The 17,127-nt window shown below is 73.0% G+C and carries 17 protein-coding genes; 4 read left to right on the top strand and 13 right to left on the bottom strand.

The features are described from left to right. Positions 1–7 precede the first annotated feature (7 nt). A complete protein-coding gene (locus D9753_RS33075; protein ID WP_121790340.1) occupies positions 8–2,347 on the bottom strand; it encodes an FHA domain-containing protein in 2,340 nt (779 codons plus the stop codon). A 72-nt stretch (positions 2,348–2,419) separates the two neighbouring features. Beyond that, positions 2,420–2,830: a hypothetical protein gene (locus D9753_RS33070; RefSeq protein WP_121790339.1), complete on the bottom strand. Its 411-nt coding sequence runs from the start codon at positions 2,828–2,830 to the stop codon at positions 2,420–2,422. Between the two features lie 316 nt (positions 2,831–3,146). Here D9753_RS33070 and D9753_RS33065 point away from each other — a divergent pair, with 316 nt between their 5' ends. Beyond that, positions 3,147–3,530 (top strand): nuclear transport factor 2 family protein, encoded by a 384-nt coding sequence (locus D9753_RS33065; RefSeq protein WP_121790338.1) that lies wholly within the window; start codon positions 3,147–3,149, stop codon positions 3,528–3,530. A gap of 155 nt (positions 3,531–3,685) precedes the next feature. Here D9753_RS33065 and mgrA read toward each other — a convergent pair whose 3' ends face one another. Beyond that, positions 3,686–4,678: an L-glyceraldehyde 3-phosphate reductase gene (gene mgrA, locus D9753_RS33060; RefSeq protein ID WP_121790337.1), complete on the bottom strand. Its 993-nt coding sequence runs from the start codon at positions 4,676–4,678 to the stop codon at positions 3,686–3,688. Between the two features lie 112 nt (positions 4,679–4,790). On the opposite strand from mgrA, the gene D9753_RS33055 reads away from it, so the two are divergent. Continuing rightward, positions 4,791–5,705, top strand: coding sequence for a LysR substrate-binding domain-containing protein (locus D9753_RS33055; RefSeq protein WP_121790336.1), 915 nt, complete (start codon positions 4,791–4,793; stop codon positions 5,703–5,705). A gap of 79 nt (positions 5,706–5,784) precedes the next feature. Then, on the top strand, positions 5,785–6,300 hold the full coding sequence (locus tag D9753_RS33050; protein WP_121790335.1) for a mycothiol transferase: 516 nt from the start codon (positions 5,785–5,787) through the stop codon (positions 6,298–6,300). Here the strand turns inward: D9753_RS33050 and D9753_RS33045 are convergent. The 10 genes from D9753_RS33045 to D9753_RS39555 all read right to left on the bottom strand — a co-directional run bounded on the left by D9753_RS33045 (position 6,282) and on the right by D9753_RS39555 (position 16,075). Next, a complete protein-coding gene (locus D9753_RS33045; protein WP_121790334.1) occupies positions 6,282–7,352 on the bottom strand; it encodes an adenosine deaminase in 1,071 nt (356 codons plus the stop codon). The genes D9753_RS33050 and D9753_RS33045 overlap by 19 nt on opposite strands. 86 nt (positions 7,353–7,438) lie before the next feature. Beyond that, entirely contained in the window at positions 7,439–7,831 is a 393-nt protein-coding gene (locus D9753_RS33040; RefSeq protein WP_121790333.1) for a VOC family protein, read from the bottom strand. A gap of 323 nt (positions 7,832–8,154) precedes the next feature. After that, positions 8,155–9,477 carry an aldehyde dehydrogenase family protein gene (locus D9753_RS33035; RefSeq protein WP_121790332.1) on the bottom strand — a complete coding sequence of 441 codons (1,323 nt, stop codon included), beginning with the start codon at positions 9,475–9,477 and terminating at the stop codon, positions 8,155–8,157. A 269-nt stretch (positions 9,478–9,746) separates the two neighbouring features. Continuing rightward, entirely contained in the window at positions 9,747–10,097 is a 351-nt protein-coding gene (locus D9753_RS33030) for a YciI family protein (RefSeq protein ID WP_121790331.1), read from the bottom strand. Between the two features lie 423 nt (positions 10,098–10,520). Next, positions 10,521–11,663, bottom strand: coding sequence for an LLM class flavin-dependent oxidoreductase (locus D9753_RS33025; protein ID WP_121790330.1), 1,143 nt, complete (start codon positions 11,661–11,663; stop codon positions 10,521–10,523). Between the two features lie 13 nt (positions 11,664–11,676). Next, on the bottom strand, positions 11,677–12,861 hold the full coding sequence (locus tag D9753_RS33020; protein WP_121790329.1) for an SfnB family sulfur acquisition oxidoreductase: 1,185 nt from the start codon (positions 12,859–12,861) through the stop codon (positions 11,677–11,679). A gap of 5 nt (positions 12,862–12,866) precedes the next feature. Continuing rightward, positions 12,867–13,421 carry an NADPH-dependent FMN reductase gene (gene ssuE / locus D9753_RS33015; protein WP_121790328.1) on the bottom strand — a complete coding sequence of 185 codons (555 nt, stop codon included), beginning with the start codon at positions 13,419–13,421 and terminating at the stop codon, positions 12,867–12,869. A 65-nt stretch (positions 13,422–13,486) separates the two neighbouring features. Continuing rightward, positions 13,487–14,704, bottom strand: coding sequence for an acyl-CoA dehydrogenase family protein (locus tag D9753_RS33010; protein WP_121790327.1), 1,218 nt, complete (start codon positions 14,702–14,704; stop codon positions 13,487–13,489). A gap of 45 nt (positions 14,705–14,749) precedes the next feature. After that, the gene (gene sfnG, locus D9753_RS33005) at positions 14,750–15,877 is read right to left on the bottom strand and encodes a dimethylsulfone monooxygenase SfnG (protein WP_121790326.1); all 1,128 of its coding nucleotides are present in this window, start codon (positions 15,875–15,877) and stop codon (positions 14,750–14,752) included. A gap of 120 nt (positions 15,878–15,997) precedes the next feature. Further along, complete coding sequence (locus D9753_RS39555; protein ID WP_353962852.1) at positions 15,998–16,075, bottom strand: putative leader peptide; 78 nt, start codon at positions 16,073–16,075, stop codon at positions 15,998–16,000. 143 nt (positions 16,076–16,218) lie between these two features. Here D9753_RS39555 and D9753_RS32995 point away from each other — a divergent pair, with 143 nt between their 5' ends. Beyond that, positions 16,219–17,124 carry a LysR family transcriptional regulator gene (locus D9753_RS32995; protein ID WP_205614324.1) on the top strand — a complete coding sequence of 302 codons (906 nt, stop codon included), beginning with the start codon at positions 16,219–16,221 and terminating at the stop codon, positions 17,122–17,124. Positions 17,125–17,127: the final 3 nt, after the last annotated feature.

Genomic DNA, 17,127 nt, shown 5'->3' with positions numbered 1-17,127 from the left:
GGTGCACCTACTTCCGCATCACGGCCGGCTCCTGCCGGCGCAGCAGCCGGGCGACCGCGAACCCGCAGAGCGCGGACAGCACCAGCAGCATGCCCAGGTCGAGCAGCCAACTGCCCGCGGTGTGCCGGAGCAGGCGGTCGGTGGCCTGTGCGGCGGGCATGACCCGGGCCGGTCCCACGGTGCCGACCATGGCGCCGAACGCCCAGCGGGAGGGGACGAGCCAGGACAGCGGTGCCAGGCCGGGCGTGCCGTTCAGGTGGAGCAGGGCGCCGCAGAAGACGACCTGGACGATGGCGAGCAGTACCAGCAACGGCATCGTCACCTCCTCCTTGGGCACCAGCGCGGAGACCACCAGGCCGAGCATCATCGCCGTGAACGCCAGCAGGGCGACGGCCAGGGTGATCTCGGCGAGCGGCGGCAGCAGGACGCCCCTGCCGCCGGGGGCGTTCAGGGGGATGCCGAGCAGGGCGACCAGGGTGAGCACGACGGCCTGGGCGACCGTGACCGTGCCGAGCACCACCACCTTGGACATCACGTAGGCGGATCTGGACAGGCCGACGGCGCGTTCGCGCCGGTAGACGACGCGTTCCTTGACCAGTTCGCGCACCGCGTTGGCGGCGCCGGTGAGCACGGCGCCGACGCACAGGATGAGCAGCACGTTGGTGGCGGTGCTCCGGGTGAGTGCGCCTTCGCTCAGGGCGCGGGCCATGGCGCCCATCACGAACGGCAGGGCGATCATGACGAACAGGAAGGTGCGGTCGGCGCTCAGGACGGCCGTGTACCGGCGGATCAGGGTGCCGAGCTGGGCGCTCCGGCTGCGCGGGCGGGGCGGCGGCGACGGGGTGAGGGTGGTCGGGCCGGGGTGGTGGGGCTGGGCGGTGGCCTCGGTGACGTAGCGGCGGTGGAGCGGCGACTCGCGGTACTCCCCGGCCCAGTCCCGGTCCGGGTCGCGGTCGAACGCCTCGAAGGCCTCCGGCCACTGGTCGGCACCGAGGAAGGCGAGGGTGCCGCCGGGCGGCCCGTAGTAGGCCACCCGGCCGCCCGGGGCGAGGACGAGGAGCCGGTCGCAGACGTCGAGGCTCAGGACGCTGTGCGTGACCACGATGACGGTGCGGCCGTCGTCGGCGAGGTCGCGCAGCATGTGCATCACCGAGCGGTCCATGCCGGGGTCCAGGCCGGAGGTCGGCTCGTCCAGGAAGAGCAGGGACGGCTTGGTGAGCAGCTCCAGGGCCACGCTGACGCGTTTGCGCTGCCCGCCGGAGAGGCTGTGCACGGGCTGGCCGGCGCGCTGCTCCAGGCCGAGTTCCCGCATGACCTCGTCCACCCGGGCGCGCCGCTCGCTCCGCACGGTGTCCTCGGGGAAGCGCAGTTCGGCGGCGTAGCCGAGAGCGGCCCGGACGGAGAGCTGGGGGTGCAGGATGTCGTCCTGCGGGACCAGCCCGATGCGCTGGCGCAGTTCCGCGTAGTCGCGGTACAGGTCGCGGCCGTCGTACAGGACGGTGCCGCGGTCGGCGGGGCGCTGCCCGGTCAGGGCGCCCAGCAGCGTGGACTTGCCGGCGCCGCTCGGTCCTACGACGGCGAGCAGGCACTTCTCCCCCACCGGGAAGGACACGTTGTCCAGCAGGACCTTGCGGCCGCGGTCGACGGTGACGGTGAGGTCCTGGACGTCGAGGGAGACCTCGCCGGTGTCGACGTACTCCTGGAGTTCGCCGCCGACCAGGCAGAACGCGGAGTGACCGATGCCGATGATGTCCCCGGGGCCGACGGGGGCCCGGGTGACGGGCCGGCCGTTGAGGTAGGTGCCGTTGTGGCTGCCGAGGTCGGCGATCTCGTACGTGCCGTCCGCGCGGGCGCGCAGTTCGGCGTGCCGGCGGGAGACGATCAGGTCGTGCACGACCTGGTCGTTGTCGGGGGCCCGGCCGATGCGGATGGTGCGTTCGGGCAGCGGGCGGACGCCGGCGGGCCGGCGGAAGGTGCCGGTCAGCTCGGGCAGGGACACCGCGGAGGGGCGGTCCGGATCGGGTTCCGGGGGGCGGACCAGGTGGGCCCGGGGGCCGTCGGCGGGGTTGCCGAAGCGGATCTCGTCGCCGGGCCGGATCCCGCACTCCTGGATCCGGCGGCCCTCGGTGTAGGTGCCGTTGGTGCTGTGCTCGTCGGCCAGGGTCCAGTGACCGTCGTCGGCCCGGAGCACGGCGTGGTGCCATGAGACCCGGGCATCGTCAAGGACGATGTCGCTCAAGGGGTCGCGTCCGACGTGGTAGTCGTGGCCCGGACTCATCACCGTGGAGCCGGTGTCGGTCTCCAGGACGATGTCGGGCGCAGTCGGACCGACCGGCCGCTCCACCATGACCTGAATTCTACCGATTCGCCCATCTGGGCGCGCCTCGACGTGGGCGGCCGGGGGGGGCGCGGACACGTGTCAGGCGACGGGCAGGACGAGTCCCGGGCCGGCGCGCTGCATCCGCAGGGCGTCGACGGACTCGGCGAGCAGCTCGTACTCCGTGGTGTCGTCACTCGCGGCGATCCGGACCAGCCGGCCGTCCGCCAGTTCGTCGGCGGCCCGCTCCTGACGGGCGTCGTCGGCGCACCAGGAGCGCAGCAGGGCCGGGACGTCGGCCACCGTGACCGCGACCGGCACCAGCGCGCCCGCGGGGAAGGCGGGGTCCTGCGGGCTCGGGTCCAGCCGCTCGGCGATCCAGGACGCCCGGTCCCGAAGCCACCACAGCGCCAGCGCCAGCGTCGGCGCCCGGTAGGTGCCGAGCGGTACGCCGATGCGCCGCCCGTCACAGATTCCGTACGCCGTGACATGGCACAGGAACTCGTCGTGCACGTCTCACTCCCCGGTCGCCTCGCTGACTGCCGGTCCGGCCTCTCGCTCCCCGTGCGGCTCCTGTGCGGTGAAGTGCCCCCTGACCTTCGAGTATCGCCACTCCCAAAACACTGTCACCATGCCTTTCCGGCCAGTCTGTTGGCATATTCACCGTCCGTTTCGGCCGGAATGAGCCGGGCTGTACGGCGGCGACGGTATGACTCCGGAGGTAATCGACCCCTCCCCCGGTCCCGCGGCATGGTGGTCACACCGGATCGGCGAATCCCGGATCCGGGACCTGACCAGCACAGACGACCTCGATGGAGGACGCTTCGCCATGACCGTGCACACCGACCGTCACGAGAACGCCGCCGCCCGTTACTTCGAGGCCTGGAACGCCACCGGGCCGGAGGCCGTCGAGAAGGCCGTCGCCGCCGCGTGGGCCGTGGACGGCGGCTACACCGACCCCCTCACCGACGTCCGCGGGCACGAGGGGATCGCGGCCGTGATCGCGGCGGCCCACTCGCAGTTCCCCGGCTTCGTGTTCCGCCCGCTCGGAGCGGTCGACGGCCACCACGACACCGCGCGCTTCGCCTGGGAGCTGGTGAACGAGGCCGACGGCTCGGCACCGGTGGCCGGGTTCGACGTGATCACGCTGGACGACGAGGGCCGCATCCGGCAGGTGCTGGGGTTCCTGGACCGGGTGCCGGCCGCCGCCTGACGCCACCGGCGCACGGGAACGGCCCGCACCGACGGGGTCGGTGCGGGCCGGCGTCCGGCGGGTGCGGGCCGCGTACGGCGGGGCGCCGGGGGGCGAGTGGTGGGGCGTCCGCGCGAACGGCTCGGCCGTCGCCGCGGCCCTCCCCCGGCCCCGCGTTACGGCCGGACGATCGCGTCGATCCGGGCCAGTTCCGCCGCGTCGAAGTCCAGGTTCCGGATGGCGCCGACGCTGTCCTCGAGCTGCCGCGGGCTGCTCGCGCCGACCAGTGCGGAGGTGACCCGGCCGCCGCGCAGCACCCAGGCCAGGGCGAGCTGGGCCAGGGTCTGTCCGCGGGAGGCGGCGATCTCGTTCAGCGCGCGCAGCCGGGCGACGAGGTCCTCGGTGACCGCGTCGGAGTTCAGGAAGGGGCTGTCGCTCGCGGCCCGGGAGTCCTCGGGGATGCCGTCGAGGTAGCGGCCCGTGAGCAGGCCCTGCTCCAGCGGGGAGTACGCGATGGAGCCGGCCCGGATCTCGTCCAGGGCGTCGAACAGCCCCTCGTCCTCGGGACGCCGGTCGAGCATCGAGTAGCGCGGCTGGTGGATGAGGAGCGGGGTGCCGAGGCCGGCCAGGATGCGGGCGGCCTCGCGGGTCTGCTCGGCGGAGTAGTTGGAGATGCCGACGTAGAGCGCCTTGCCCTGCTGCACCGCCGTGTGCAGGGCGCCCATCGTCTCCTCCAGCGGAGTGTCCGGGTCGGGGCGGTGCGAGTAGAAGATGTCGACGTGGTCCAGGCCCAGGCGCGTCAGACTCTGGTCCAGCGAGGACAGCAGGTACTTGCGCGAGCCCCACTCGCCGTACGGGCCGGGCCACATCAGATAGCCGGCCTTGGTGGAGATCACCAGTTCGTCGCGGTACGGCGCGAGATCCGCCCGGAGGGCCTCGCCGAGCGCGGACTCGGCGGCGCCGGGCGGCGGGCCGTAGTTGTTGGCCAGGTCGAAGTGGGTGACGCCGAGGTCGAAGGCGCGGCGCAGGATGGCGCGCTGGGTCTCGACGGGACGGTCGGGCCCGAAGTTGTGCCACAGGCCGAGCGACAGCGCGGGGAGTTTCAGGCCGCTGCGTCCGGTGCGCCGGTAGGGCATGTCGGCGTAACGGTCGGGGTGTGCGGTGTACAACGCGACTCCAGAGGGGTTGGCAAGAGATCTACCGGCTCCCACTCTTGCCCGGGGTCCGGGCAGCGGTCCAACAGAAGAATCCGATGGGATTCAGCGGCTAGGCTGCTCAATCATGGAACTGCGCCATCTCCAGCACTTCGTCGCGGTCGCCGAGGACCAGCACTTCACCCGGGCCGCCGAACGTCTGATGGTCTCCCAGTCGGGTCTGTCGGCGTCGATCAGGGCGCTGGAGCGGGAACTGCGGGCGCCGCTGTTCGTGCGCACCACCCGCCGGGTCACCCTGACGGAGGCCGGGCGCGCACTGCTGGCGGAGGCCGAGCGGATCCTGGCGCAGGTGCGCTCAGCGCACGAGGCGGTGGCGGCGGTGCAGGGCGTGCTGCGCGGCACGCTGGCGCTCGGCACCGAGCAGTGCATCGCCGGGGTGCATGTGGCCGGGCTGCTCGCCGCCTTCCGGGGCCGCCACCCCGATGTGGAGATCCGGCTGCGGCAGGCCGGCTCGGGGGCGCTGGCCGAGGAGGTCGCGGCCGGGCGGCTCGACCTGGCGTTCGCCTACCGCACTCAGGCCGACACCGACCAGCTCCGTTCGGTGTCCCTGACCAGCGAGCCGATGACCGTGCTGTGCCACCCCAGCCACCGGCTCGCCCCGGCCGGGGCCGTGCCGGGCCCCGCCGATCTCGCCGGCGAGGTCTTCGTCGACTTCCACCCCGACTGGGGGCCGCGCCGCACCACCGACACCGCGTTCGCCGCGGCCGGCGTCCGGCGCACGGTCGCACTGGAGGTCAACGACGTGCACAGTCTGCTGGACCTGGTGGACGAGAACCTCGGCGTCGCCGTCGTCCCCCGGCACTTCCGGCACAAGCGGCCGGCGCTCGCCGCGCTGCCGCTGAAGGGTGTGGGCGACACGCGGTACGAGACCGTCGCGCTGCTGCCGCCGGAAGGGGCCACCAGTCCCGCCGCCCGCGCCCTGGTCACCCTCCTGGAGACGGGCGAGCCGGCTCCGTCCGTGGACGGGTTCCGGCCGGGCTGACCGGTGACCGGCTCACCGGGCGGCCACGGAAGCGGCATTCGGCACGCGCGGGCGGCGGTGATTTGCGAGGGTGGACGGTATGCATGCCAAGGACATCCTCATCGACGGCTACGGCCGCGTCCGGGAAGAAGTCCATGCCGTCCTCGACGGTCTCGGCCCGGACGAGCTGCACCACCGGCCGGCCCCGGACGCCAACACCGTCGCCTGGCTCGTCTGGCACCTGACCCGGGTGCAGGACGACCACGTGGCCGACGCCTTCGGCCTCGACCAGGTGTGGCTCTCCCAGGACTGGGAGAAGCGGTTCGGCCTCGGTCTGCCCCGGCACGACACCGGCTACGGGCACAGCCCCGCCGAGGTCGCGAAGGTACGGGTCGAGTCGGCCGGACTGCTCACCGGGTACTACGACGCCGTCCACGCGCAGACCCTCGACGCCCTGCGCTCCCTGGCCGCCAAGGACCTGGAACGGGTCGTGGACGAGCGCTGGGACCCCCCGGTGACACTCGGGACCCGCCTGGTGAGCGTCCTGTCCGACGATCTCCAGCACGTCGGACAGGCCGCCTACCTCAAGGGGATGCTTCAGAGCGCGGCCGCGTAACCCGGCAGGACCACGTCCTCGATGAGGGCCTTGCGCTCGTCGAACGGGATGAACGCGCTCTTGAGGGCGTTCACCGTGACCGTGCGCAGGTCCTCGACGGTCCAGCCGGCCTGCTCGACCAGCAGGGCCATCTCGCGGGTCATCGTCGTACCCGACACCAGACGGTTGTCGGTGTTCAGGGTGACCCGGAAGCCCAGGTCCTTCAGGACGGTGATCGGGTGCTCGGCGATCGAGGTGGCGCAGCCGGTCTGGAGGTTGGAGGTGGGGCACATCTCCAGCGCGATCCGGCGGTCGCGGACCCAGGAGGCGAGGCGGCCGAGCTTGCCGTCCACGATGTCCTCGGTGAGGCGCACACCGTGGCCGATGCGCTGGGCGCCGCACACCTGGAGGGCCTGGTGGATGCTGGGCAGGCCGTGCGCCTCGCCGGCGTGGATGGTGAAGGGCACGCTCTCGCGGCGCAGGTGCTCGAAGGCGGCGAGGTGGTCGGCGGGCGGGAAGCCGTCCTCCGCGCCGGCGATGTCGAAGCCGACGACACCGGCGTCGCGGTAGGCGACGGCCAGGTCGGCGGCCTCGCGGACCCGGTCGAACATCCGCATGCCGCACAGCAGGGTGCCGACGCGGACCGGGGTGCCGGCCGCGGCGGCCTTGGCCATACCGGCGGCCAGGCCCTCCTGCACCGTCTCCACGACCTCCGGCAGCTTCAGGCCGCCGTTCACGTTCAGCTCGGGCGCGTAGCGCACCTCGGCGTAGACCACACCGTCGGCGGCCAGGTCGAGGACGTACTCCTCGGCGGTGCGCAGCAGGCCCTCACGGGTCTGCATGACGGCGAGGGTGTGCTCGAAGGTGGCTATGTAGCGGACCAGGTCACCGGAGTTGGCGGCGTCGAAGTACCAGGCGGCCAGCTCCTCGGGGTCGGTGGTGGGCAGGGTGTGGCCGACCGCCTCCGCGAGTTCGACGACGGTGGCGGGGCGCAGGCCGCCGTCGAGGTGGTCGTGCAGGACGGCCTTGGGCAGCCGGCGGAGGGTCTCGGTGTCGACAGGGGACGCGGTCATGGCAGGGCTTTCCTCGGCAGGTGGTTCGACAGGGAGGCGGGAGGGTCGCGCGGCGCCTGGAGCAGGCCCCAGCGGTCGCGGGAGGATCAGGCGGCGGGCTGGAGCAGGTCCCAGCGGTTGCCGTACAGGTCCTGGAAGACCGCGACCGTGCCGTACGGCTCGTGGCGAGGCTCCTCCAGGAAGGTCACACCGGCGGCGGCCATCCGGGCGTGGTCGCGGGCGAAGTCGTCGGTGTGCAGGAAGAAACCGACGCGTCCGCCGGTCTGGTCGCCGACCCGGGCCTGCTGCTCGTCGTCCTTGGCGCGGGCCAGGAGCAGCCCGGTGCCGGGTCCGTCGCCGCCGGGTTCCACGACGACCCAGCGGGAGCCGTCGGGGCGCGGGGCGTCCTCGGCGAGACGGAAGCCCAGGGCCCCGGTGTAGAAGCGGACGGCCTCGTCGTAGTCGTCGACGACGAGGGTGACCAGGGCGAGGCGGCGCATCGTGACCTTCCGGCGGGGGGTGGTTAGCGGGTGAGGTTATACGTAAAACGCGACGGACGCCAGTCTCTGTTCTACGCGCGTCACCGCAGGCCCGGCGCCGCCTGTCGGCGCGGTCCGCACCCACCGCGCGGGCCGCGCCGAGTGAACCGGTACCGGCGCCGGCCGTCAGTGGCCCGGAACCCGCCGGCCGTCGAGGGAGTGGCGGTTCCGTACGGCGGCCACGGGTGCGATCCCCAGCGCCCCGGTCAGGGGCCGGAGGCGTGCGCGGTGGCTGCGTCGGTGATCACCGCGGGGTTTCGCACCCGTCCGGCCCGAAGGGGCGTTCAGCCGAGCGGCTTGGCGAGGACCGCCTTGCGGTGGCTGAACGTCTCGATGGAGTATCGGCCGTGGTAGCTGCCCGTCCCACTCTCCCCCACCCCGCCGAACGGCAGGTCGGAGACGGTGAGGTGGGCCAGGGGCAGGCCGTGTCCGAGACCGCCGGAGGAGGTTTCGGCTGCGATGCGCCGGCGGGTCGCGTCGGACTCGCTGAAGACGTACAGGGCGAGCGGCTTGTCGCGGTCGTTGATGAAAGCGATGGCCTCGTCGAGACCGGCCACGGTGACGAGGGGAAGGATCGGACCGAAGATCTCCTCCTGCATGACGGGCGCCTTCGGGTCGACGTCGGCGAGGACGGTGGGCGCGATGTACCTGGCCGCCCGGTCGTGGGTGCCGCCCACCGCGACGCGGCCCGAGCCGAGCAGGGCGGACAGCCGGTCGAAGTGCCGCTCGTTGATGATCCGGCCGTACTCCGGCGAGAGCGCCGGATCGGCGCCGAACAGCGCCTCGACGGCGCGGACCAGCGCGGCCTCCAGCGCGGCGGCCGTCTCCGGGTCGGCCAGGACGTAGTCGGGGGCGACGCAGGTCTGGCCGGCGTTGAGGAACTTGCCGCGGGCGAGCCGGTCCGCGACCACGTCCAGGTCGGTGCCGCGGTCCACGAACACCGGTGACTTGCCGCCGAGTTCGAGGGTGACCGGGGTGAGGTGCTCGGCGGCGGCCCGCAGGACGACGCGGCCGACGGCGCCGTTGCCGGTGTAGAAGATGTGGTCGAAGCGCTCCGCCAGCAAGGCCGTGGTCTCCGGGACGCCACCCTCGACGACGGCGACCGCGTCGGTGTCCAGGTAGGCCGGGATCAGCTCGGCCAGCGCGGCCGAGGTGGCGGGCGCCACCTCGCTCGGCTTGGCGACGACCGCGTTGCCCGAGGCCAGGGCGCCGACCACGGGGGCGAGCAGCAACTGCGCCGGATAGTTCCAGGGGGCGATGACGAGGACCACGCCGAGCGGGTCGTACTGCGTCCAGGCGGTGGCGTCGTCGCCGAGGTGCGCGGGGACGGGCGCGGGCTCCGGGCGCAGCCACTCGTCGAGGTGGGCCAGGGTGTGGTCGATCTCGCGGACCGTGAAGTCGATCTCGGTGCGGTAGGCCTCGGTGGCGCTCTTGCCGAGGTCGGCGTGGAGGGCGGCGGCGAGATCGGCACCGCGCTCGGTGAGCATCGCGCGCAGCCGGCGCAACTGGCCGGTGCGCCACTCGACGGACTTGGTGCGGCCGGTTGCGAAGGTGGCGCGCAGCCGGGCCACGACGTCGGCGGGCTGCTCGGGCAGGGACTGGTTCACGGGTGCCTCGCTGGGGTGCACGGGCCGGTGCGGCCCGGACCGGCTCTCACCGGGTTCGGATGCGGTTCAGATGTATAGACCAACCTTTCATGACCTGAAATTCATTCCGCTCCCGCCCGACCATGACGAGGGTCACATCGCCGTACGGTCCGTCTTGCGCGGTCCCTCCGGAACGGCCGGCCCGGGACCGCGCCCGCTCGCGCCCGCTCGGTGCGGGCGAGGCCGGCGACCGGCGGGGGCACCGGGTCGCCGTCGGCGCGGCTGCGGTCTCAGTGCTGGTCCACGAAGGCGCGTACCTCGATGGGCAGGGTGGTCGCCAGGGCGGCCTTGCGGCCCCACTCCAGGGCCTCGTCCAGGTCGCCGGCCCGGATGAGGCACAGTCCGCCCAGGTACTCCCCGCCCTCGGCGTAGGGGCCGTCGGTGACGCGCACGGCACCGTTCTCCGGGCGCAGTACGGTCGCGGTCTCCGGGCCGTGCAGACCGCCCGCGAAGACCCAGGCACCGGCCGCGCGCAGTTCGTCGTTGAAGGCCTCGACGTCGTGCATGATCCCGGTGAGGGCCTCGGGTCCGGGCGGCGTGCCGCCGGCCGGCTGGACCACGCTGAGCAGGTAGTGCTTCATGACGTCCTCCAAGGCGTCGGGCCCCTGACGGGCTCTGTGTCACCCCTACACGAACGTCGGGGCCGCGACCCGGCACCGCGCGCCGCCGTCATGGAAAAATTCCGGAGGAGTCTTCCCCGGGGCCCTCACCCGCAGCCGCTCGCCGGTGGACCACGGCGGCTCGGGTGCGCCGCCGGCCGTACCGCGGGAGACCACGGAGATCCTGGCGGGGGCGTACTGCTCCACGTGCTCCCCGCGGACACGGCACCACAGCCGGTGCGGATGCCGGCGGCGGGCGGCCAGCCGGTCCTATGCCGGAGGCGGGCGGCCAGCCCATGCCATACCGGCGGCGGGCGGCCGCCTGTGCGGGAGCGGCTGCCGGGCCGCTGTCCCGGGGGAGCCGTCGTCCGGGGTTCGGGGTGCCCGGCCGGGCAGGGCCGGTGCTCAGCCTGCGAAGGGTACCTGTGCCGCGGAGACGGCCCGGCTGCCGTCGGGGTGCGCCCACAGGCCCTGTGCGGCGAGCCGCGGCAGTACTCCCTCGCCGAACCAGTACGCCTCCTCCAGGTGCGGGTAGCCGGAGAGGACGAACTCGTCGATGCCGAGGGCGTGGTACTCCTTGACTCGCTCGGCGACCTCGTCGTGGCTGCCGACCAGGGCCGTGCCCGCCCCGCCGCGCACCAGCCCGATGCCGGCCCACAGGTTGGGGTGGATCTCCAGGCTGTCCCGGCTGCCGCCGTGCAGGGCGAGCATGCGCCGCTGGCCCTCCGACTCGCTGCGGGCGAGGCCCGTCTGGACGGCCCGTACGGTCTCCGGGTCGAAGCCGTCGAGCAGCCGGTCCGCCTCCGCCCAGGCCTGCCGTGCGGTGTCCCGGGTGATGACGTGCAGCCGGATGCCGAAGCGGAGGGTACGGCCGTGCTCCGCGGCCAGCTTCCGGATCCAGGCGATCTTCCCGGCGACCTGCGCCGGTGGTTCGCCCCAGGTCAGGTACACGTCGGCGTACCGGGCCGCGACCTCACCGGCGGCGGGCGAGGAGCCGCCGAAGTACACCTCGGGCACCGGGTCGGGCACCCGGCTGAGCTTCGCCCCTTCCACCCGCAGGTGCTCCCCGTCCAGGTCGACGCTCTTGCCGTCCCACAACTGCCGCACGATGTGCAGGAACTCGCCGGTACGGCGGTAACGGGCGTCCTTGTCGAGGAAGTCGCCGTAGGCCCGCTGCTCGTGGCTCTCGCCGCCGGTGACGACGTTGAGGAGCAGCCGTCCGCCGCTCTGGCGCTGGAAGGTGGACGCCATCTGGGCGGCGAGCGTCGGGGAGACCGAGCCGGGCCGGAAGGCGACCAGGAACTTCAGCCGTTCGGAGTTCTGGCTGACCATGGCGGTGGTCAGCCACGCGTCCTCGCACCAGGCGCCGGTCGGGGTGAGCGCGCCGGTGAAGCCGAGGTCCTCGGCGGCGCGGGCGATCTGGCTCAGGTAGGCGACCGTGGGCGGCCGGTCCCGGCCGGAGGCGGTCGCCGGGGTGCCGTGGCCGCCGCCGACGACATGGCGGCTGTCGCCGTTGGTGGGCAGGAACCAGTGGAAGGTGAGGGACACGAGGGGTCTCCGATCAGAGCAGGCCGTGCCGGGGCGGCCGGGTTCCGTTGAGCACGTACCGGCCGATGTGCTGGATCTTCCAGCGGACGGGGTCGTGCAGCGTGTGGGTGCGGGCGTCCCGCCAGTGGCGGTGCAGGTTGAGGGAGTCGAGGGCCGCGCGGGTGCCGGCCACCTCGAACAGGGCGCTCGCCACCTCCACCGCGGCCTGCGCGGCCCGCACCTTGGCGGCGGCGACCGCGATGGACGCCTCGGCCGCGGAGTCGTCGGTGAGGCGGGCGCGGGCCGCGTCGACGGCTCGGGCGGCCTCGCGCAGCAGTGCCTCGGCGGCCCGTAGTTCGAGGGCGAGTTCACCGAAGCGCTGGACGAGCAGCGGGTCCTCGGCTGCGGTCCCCGTTCCGCTCTCGAACCAGGGGCGGCTCATGGTGCGGACGAACTCCGCCGCCTCCGCCAGAGCTCCGCCGGCGATGCCGGTGTCGATGGCCGCGTGCAGCAACTGGGCGATGGCGCCGTGGAGTTGCGGTCCCTCGAAGGTGAGGTGATGGGGCAGGACCCGGTTCGCGGGCACGGGGACCCCGTCGAGGCGGACGGTGCCGCTGGCGGTCGTCCGCTGTCCCATGCCGTCCCAGTCGTCGACGACGGCGAGGCCGGGGGCGTCCCGGGGGACGTAGGCGACGTACAGCTTGTCGTCCTCGGCGCGGGCCAGCACCGGGATCCAGTCGGCGAACAGGGCGCCGGTGCTGTAGTGCTTGACGCCCCGCAGGACGTACGACCCGTCCGGACGGGGGTGCAGGCGGGTGCGGATGTCCTGGACGTGCCGGGTGCCGGCCTCGGACTGGGCGTTGCCGAAGCGGCGGCCGGCGAGCAGCTCCGCGAAGAAGAACCGCCGCTGCTCGTCGGTGCCCTGACGCCGGATCACATTGACGTACACGAAGTGGCTCTGCGGGATCTGGGCGAGGCTGCCGTCGGCGGAGCCGAGCAGCCGGAAGATCTCCGCGAGGGTCCGGGCGCTGACGTCCGCGCCGCCGTGCTCGGCGGGCACGGTGACGGCCAGCAGGCCGGACGCGGAGAGCCGGTCCAGTTCGGCGCGCGGGAGCCGGCGCTCGGCGTCCCGTCCGGCGGCCCCGGCGCGGAACTCGCCGGCCAGGGCCTCGGCGACGGCGAGCGCCTCCGCCTCGTCGGCGATGACGTGTGCGGTCATGGGGGTCAGCCCGCCGCCGCCAGCACCGGGGTGCGGCCCAGCGCGGCGGCGAACTGGTCCACCACCTGCCCCAGGGCCCGCTCGGTGGCGGGCGCGACGGCCACCGAGCCGTCCTCCCGTACGGTGATGTCCTTGTCGAGGGTGAACCAGCCCTGGACTATGTGCGCGGCACCCATGGAGTTGAGCACCGGGCGCAGGGCGTAGTCGATGGCGAGGACATGGGCGGTGGAGCCGCCGGTGGCGAGCGGCAGCACGGTCTTGCCGGTGAGCGCGTACTGCGGGAGCAGGTCCAGCAGCGCCTTGAGGACGCCGGAGTAGGACGCCTTGTAGACGGGTGTGCCGACCACGACACCGTCGGCGCGGGCGAACAGCTCGGTGGCCTCGACGATGGCGGGGTGCCGGAAGTCGGCGCCGAGCAGGGCCTCGGGCGGCACGGTGCGGACGTCGAGCGGGATCACCTCGTGGCCCCGGGCCGTGAGCCGCTGGTCCAGGTGGCGCAGCAGGCGGCCGGTGCGCGAGGAGGCGGAGGGGCTGCCGGAGACGGACAGGACGGTGGCCATGCGTGCCTCGTTTCTGGGGTGCGCCGGGCGCCCGCGCGGGGGCGGGCGCCCGGAGGGGAGGTCGGTCAGGAGTACCAGGTGGGTTCGGGCAGTTCGCCTTCGAGGACCCAGCGGCCGACCTCGCGGCGCTTGTAGGCGACCGGGTCGTGCAGGGTGTGCGTGCGGACGTTGCGCCAGAAGCGGTCGAGTCCCTCGGCGGCGGCGGTGGAGCGGGCGCCGGTGACCTCGAAGATGCGGGTGGTGATCTCCAGGGCGACGTCCGTGGCGCGGGCCTTGACCGCGGCGACCCGGACCTCGAACTCGCCGCGGCTTTGCTCGGTGACGGCGTCGGGGTCGTCGTGCAGCGTCCGGCCCTCGGCGGCGACGGCGTCGGCGAGCGCCTCGGCCGCCCAGAGCTTGGCGGTGAGGTCGCCGTAGGTGTCGATGACGTACGGCTCGTCGACCGCCCGCTCGTGGCCGCCGTGCAGCCAGGGCCGGGTCTTGGTACGGGTGTAGGTGGCGGCCGTCTCCAGCGCGCCGGCCGCGATGCCGAGGTAGAAGTTGACGAAGACGAGCTGGATGGTGGGCACGTTGAGGGTGTTGTAGACGCGCGGCCGGAACCGCTTGTCGACGTACCCGGCGGCCGAGGACCACGGGGTACGGACGCCGTCGAGGGTGACGCCGCCGCTCTCCGTGAGCCGCTGGCCGATGTTGTCCCAGTCGTCGTGGAAGGCGAGCCCGTCGCTGCCGGAGGGAACGATGGCGAAGACGTGCTGGTCGGTGCCCCGCAGGACGCCTTCCAGGACCGTGACGTCGGAGACCTTGCTGCCGGTGGAGAAGGACTTGCGGCCGGTGAAGACCAGGTCGTCGCCGTCCTCGGTGACGGTGACGTCCTCGTCGCGCGGGTTGACGGCCCCGCCGAAGAACCAGCGGTTGCGGGAGGCCTCGGCCTCCACGTGCTCCCACTGTTCGCGGGTGCCGACCAGACGGGCGGCCCAGAACCACAGGTAGTGGTAGCCGAGGAGCTGGCCGATCGACCCATCGGCCTTGGCGACCTCCCGGACGACCCGGTAGGCGGTCGGCCAGTCCTGGCCGGCGCCGCCGTGCTCGGCGGGGCCGAGGAGGGTGACGAGGCCGGAGTCCTTCAGCAGCCGGATCTCGGCGTACGGGGTGGCGCCGGCCCGGTCGCGGGCGGCGGCGTCGGTGGCGAGGACGGCGGCCACCTCGGTGGCGCGGGCGATCCAGTCCTGGGCGGTGCGCGGGGCGGGGCCGGTGGTCCAGTCGGTGTGCGGGACGGTGCTCATGCTGCGGCGACCTCTTTCGCGGTGCGGTGCGGAAGGCGGGGACGGTCAGACGTGCGCGGGCACGGAGTCGGGCCCGTCGGCCGTCTCGGGCAGCCGGGCCTCGAGTTCGCGTACGAGGGGCAGCACGCGCTCGCCGAAGTACTCGACCTCCTCGTGGTAGTGCAGGAAGCCGAGGAGGAAGAGGTCGACGCCGAGCTTCCCGTAGGCGACGATGCGTTCGGCGATCTGCTCGGGGGTACCGATGAGCCCGGTGCGGAAGCCGTCGTTGTACTGGACCAGGTCCTCGAACGTGGAGTCCTGCCACATGCCCTTGCCGTCGGACGTGGACCGTCCGGCCTGGCGTACGGCCGCGCCGAAGCCCTCGACCGCCTCGGTGTCCGCCCCGGCGACGATCTCGCGCAGGGTCTCGCGGGCCTCGGCCTCGGTGTCGCGGGCGATGAGGAAGGCGTTGAGCCCGAACTTCGGTGCCCGGCGGCCGGCTTCGGCGGCGGACGCCCGGACGTCCCGGAGCTGTTCGGTGACCCCGTCGAAGTCCTTGCCGTTGGAGAAGTACCAGTCGGAGACGCGGCCGGCCATCCGCCGGGCGGCGGTGGAGTTGCCGCCCTGGAAGATCTCGGGGTGCGGACGTTCCGGGGTGTTGAGCGGCTTGGGCTTGAGGGAGAAGTCGCGCAGCCGGTAGAAGTCACCGGCGAGTTCGGCGTGGTCCTCGGTCCAGATCCTGCGCAGGGCGGTGATGAACTCCTCGGAGCGGCGGTAGCGTTCGTCGTGCTCCAGCCAGGGCTCGCCGAGCGCCGTGAACTCGTCCTTGAACCAGCCGGAGACGACGTTGACGGCGAAGCGGCCGTGGGACAGGTGGTCGGCGGTGGCGCCGAGTTTGGCGAGGACCCCCGGGTGCCACAGGCCGGGGTGGACGGCGGCGATCACCTTCAGCCGCTCGGTGGCCAGCAGCAGGGCGAGGCTGAAGCTGGTCGACTCGTGCTGGTACTCGGCGCCGTAACTGGCCATGTACCGGACCTGGCTGAGCGCGTACTCGAATCCGTTGTTCTCGGCGAGCACGGCGAGCCGGCGGTTGTAGTCGTATCCCCAGTCGGTGCGCTGTTCGATCGTGCTGGTGACGAGTCCCCCACTGACGTTGGGGACCCAGTAGGCGAATTTCACGGGCGCTGCGGGCATGCGGAACTCCTGTTGCGGGGAATGCGCGAGGACTTTCGGGCACACGGAATTCCGAGCGGGAAAGGGGCGGGAATTGGGGCGTGCCGGAGACGTCCGGTGGGGCGGGAGAGACGCGGCGGATCAGGCCGCGGGGCAACAGGAGGCGCTGGAGACGCGCGCGAGGTCGACATGGCGTCGCCGCGTGAGGTCCAGTCGCATCGTCATGCCGTCGATCGTGGCAGCAGCCGGATATGGCCGTCAAGGTAAACCCGACCGGTCTCGTATCGCGGACCATTGAATTTAACGAGGGCGTGACAGGAAAACCCTTGAACCGGCCGCCGTCGACCGCGCATTCTGCGGCGGTGCGGACCGAACAGCTAGAATACATCGCGGCCGTGACCCGGCTGGGCTCGCTGCGCCGGGCGGCCGACGAACTGCGCCTGTCGCAGCCGGCGTTGAGCGAGACCGTGCGGAATCTGGAGCGGGAACTCGGCGTCGACCTGCTGGAGCGCAAGCGGTCGGGCGCGACGATGAGCGGGGCGGGCCGGGAGCTGCTGCCGCACATCGTGAGTGTGCTGGAGGCGGTGGACCGGTTGCGGGCGGCGGCCGGTGAGCAGCACCGCATCAGCCGTATGGTGCGCGTCGGCACGGTCAATGCGGCGACCGTGCCGCTCGTGATCCCCGTGCTGCGGGAGTTCCGCGCCACGCATCCGGTGACCCAGGTGGAGGTGGTGGGCGCCCAGCAGACCGACATCCAGCGCGGGCTGGCGGAGGGCGGCTTCGATCTCGGCCTCGTCAACCATCTGGAGGGCGACGACGTCCCGGCGGGCATGGAGGGCACCGAACTGCTCCGCGGGCGGCCGGTGGTGTGCCTGCGCCCGGACAGCCCGCTGGCGGCGCTGCGGGTGATCGGCGCCGACGACCTGCTCGGTGTCCCGCTGATCGCGATGCGGGCCGGGTATGTGATGCACCGCTATGTGCACCGGCTGCTGGCGGGCCGCAGCGTGGTGTTCTCGTACTCGACCGACGGCGCGGAGATGGGCAAGCTGATGGTCGCGGAGGGGCTCGGGGCGACCGTGCTGCCGGACTTCAGCGTCGCCGGGGACCCGTTGGAGCGGTCCGGCACGATCACGTACCGGCCGCTCGCCGGGGAGAGCACCCGGGTGCTGCTGGTGCTCCAGCGCCGGCGCGCGGAGTCGGTGCCGCAGGCCGCCCAGGACCTGCACACCGCGTTCGTGCGGCGGGCGCGGGAGCTGGCCCGGGAGTGACGG

The organism is Streptomyces dangxiongensis (genome assembly GCF_003675325.1).
GTDB lineage: Bacteria > Actinomycetota > Actinomycetes > Streptomycetales > Streptomycetaceae > Streptomyces > Streptomyces dangxiongensis.
The sequence above is the reverse complement of the archived record's forward strand: the minus strand, read 5'-3'. Positions and strand labels throughout refer to the sequence as shown.

Bases quoted from the DNA above. Each gene is read 5' to 3' on its own strand.
- D9753_RS33065 (WP_121790338.1), top strand. From the start codon at position 3,147: ATGACCGTGCACACCGACCGTCACGAGAACGCCGCCGCCCGTTACTTC.
- D9753_RS33075 (WP_121790340.1), bottom strand. From the start codon at position 2,347: ATGGTGGAGCGGCCGGTCGGTCCGACTGCGCCCGACATCGTCCTGGAG.
- D9753_RS33055 (WP_121790336.1), top strand. From the start codon at position 4,791: ATGGAACTGCGCCATCTCCAGCACTTCGTCGCGGTCGCCGAGGACCAG.
- D9753_RS33020 (WP_121790329.1), bottom strand. From the start codon at position 12,861: ATGACCGCACACGTCATCGCCGACGAGGCGGAGGCGCTCGCCGTCGCC.
- D9753_RS33010 (WP_121790327.1), bottom strand. From the start codon at position 14,704: ATGAGCACCGTCCCGCACACCGACTGGACCACCGGCCCCGCCCCGCGC.
- D9753_RS33050 (WP_121790335.1), top strand. From the start codon at position 5,785: ATGCATGCCAAGGACATCCTCATCGACGGCTACGGCCGCGTCCGGGAA.
- ssuE (WP_121790328.1), bottom strand. From the start codon at position 13,421: ATGGCCACCGTCCTGTCCGTCTCCGGCAGCCCCTCCGCCTCCTCGCGC.
- D9753_RS39555 (WP_353962852.1), bottom strand. From the start codon at position 16,075: ATGCGACTGGACCTCACGCGGCGACGCCATGTCGACCTCGCGCGCGTC.
- D9753_RS33045 (WP_121790334.1), bottom strand. From the start codon at position 7,352: ATGACCGCGTCCCCTGTCGACACCGAGACCCTCCGCCGGCTGCCCAAG.
- D9753_RS33030 (WP_121790331.1), bottom strand. From the start codon at position 10,097: ATGAAGCACTACCTGCTCAGCGTGGTCCAGCCGGCCGGCGGCACGCCG.
- D9753_RS33040 (WP_121790333.1), bottom strand. From the start codon at position 7,831: ATGCGCCGCCTCGCCCTGGTCACCCTCGTCGTCGACGACTACGACGAG.
- sfnG (WP_121790326.1), bottom strand. From the start codon at position 15,877: ATGCCCGCAGCGCCCGTGAAATTCGCCTACTGGGTCCCCAACGTCAGT.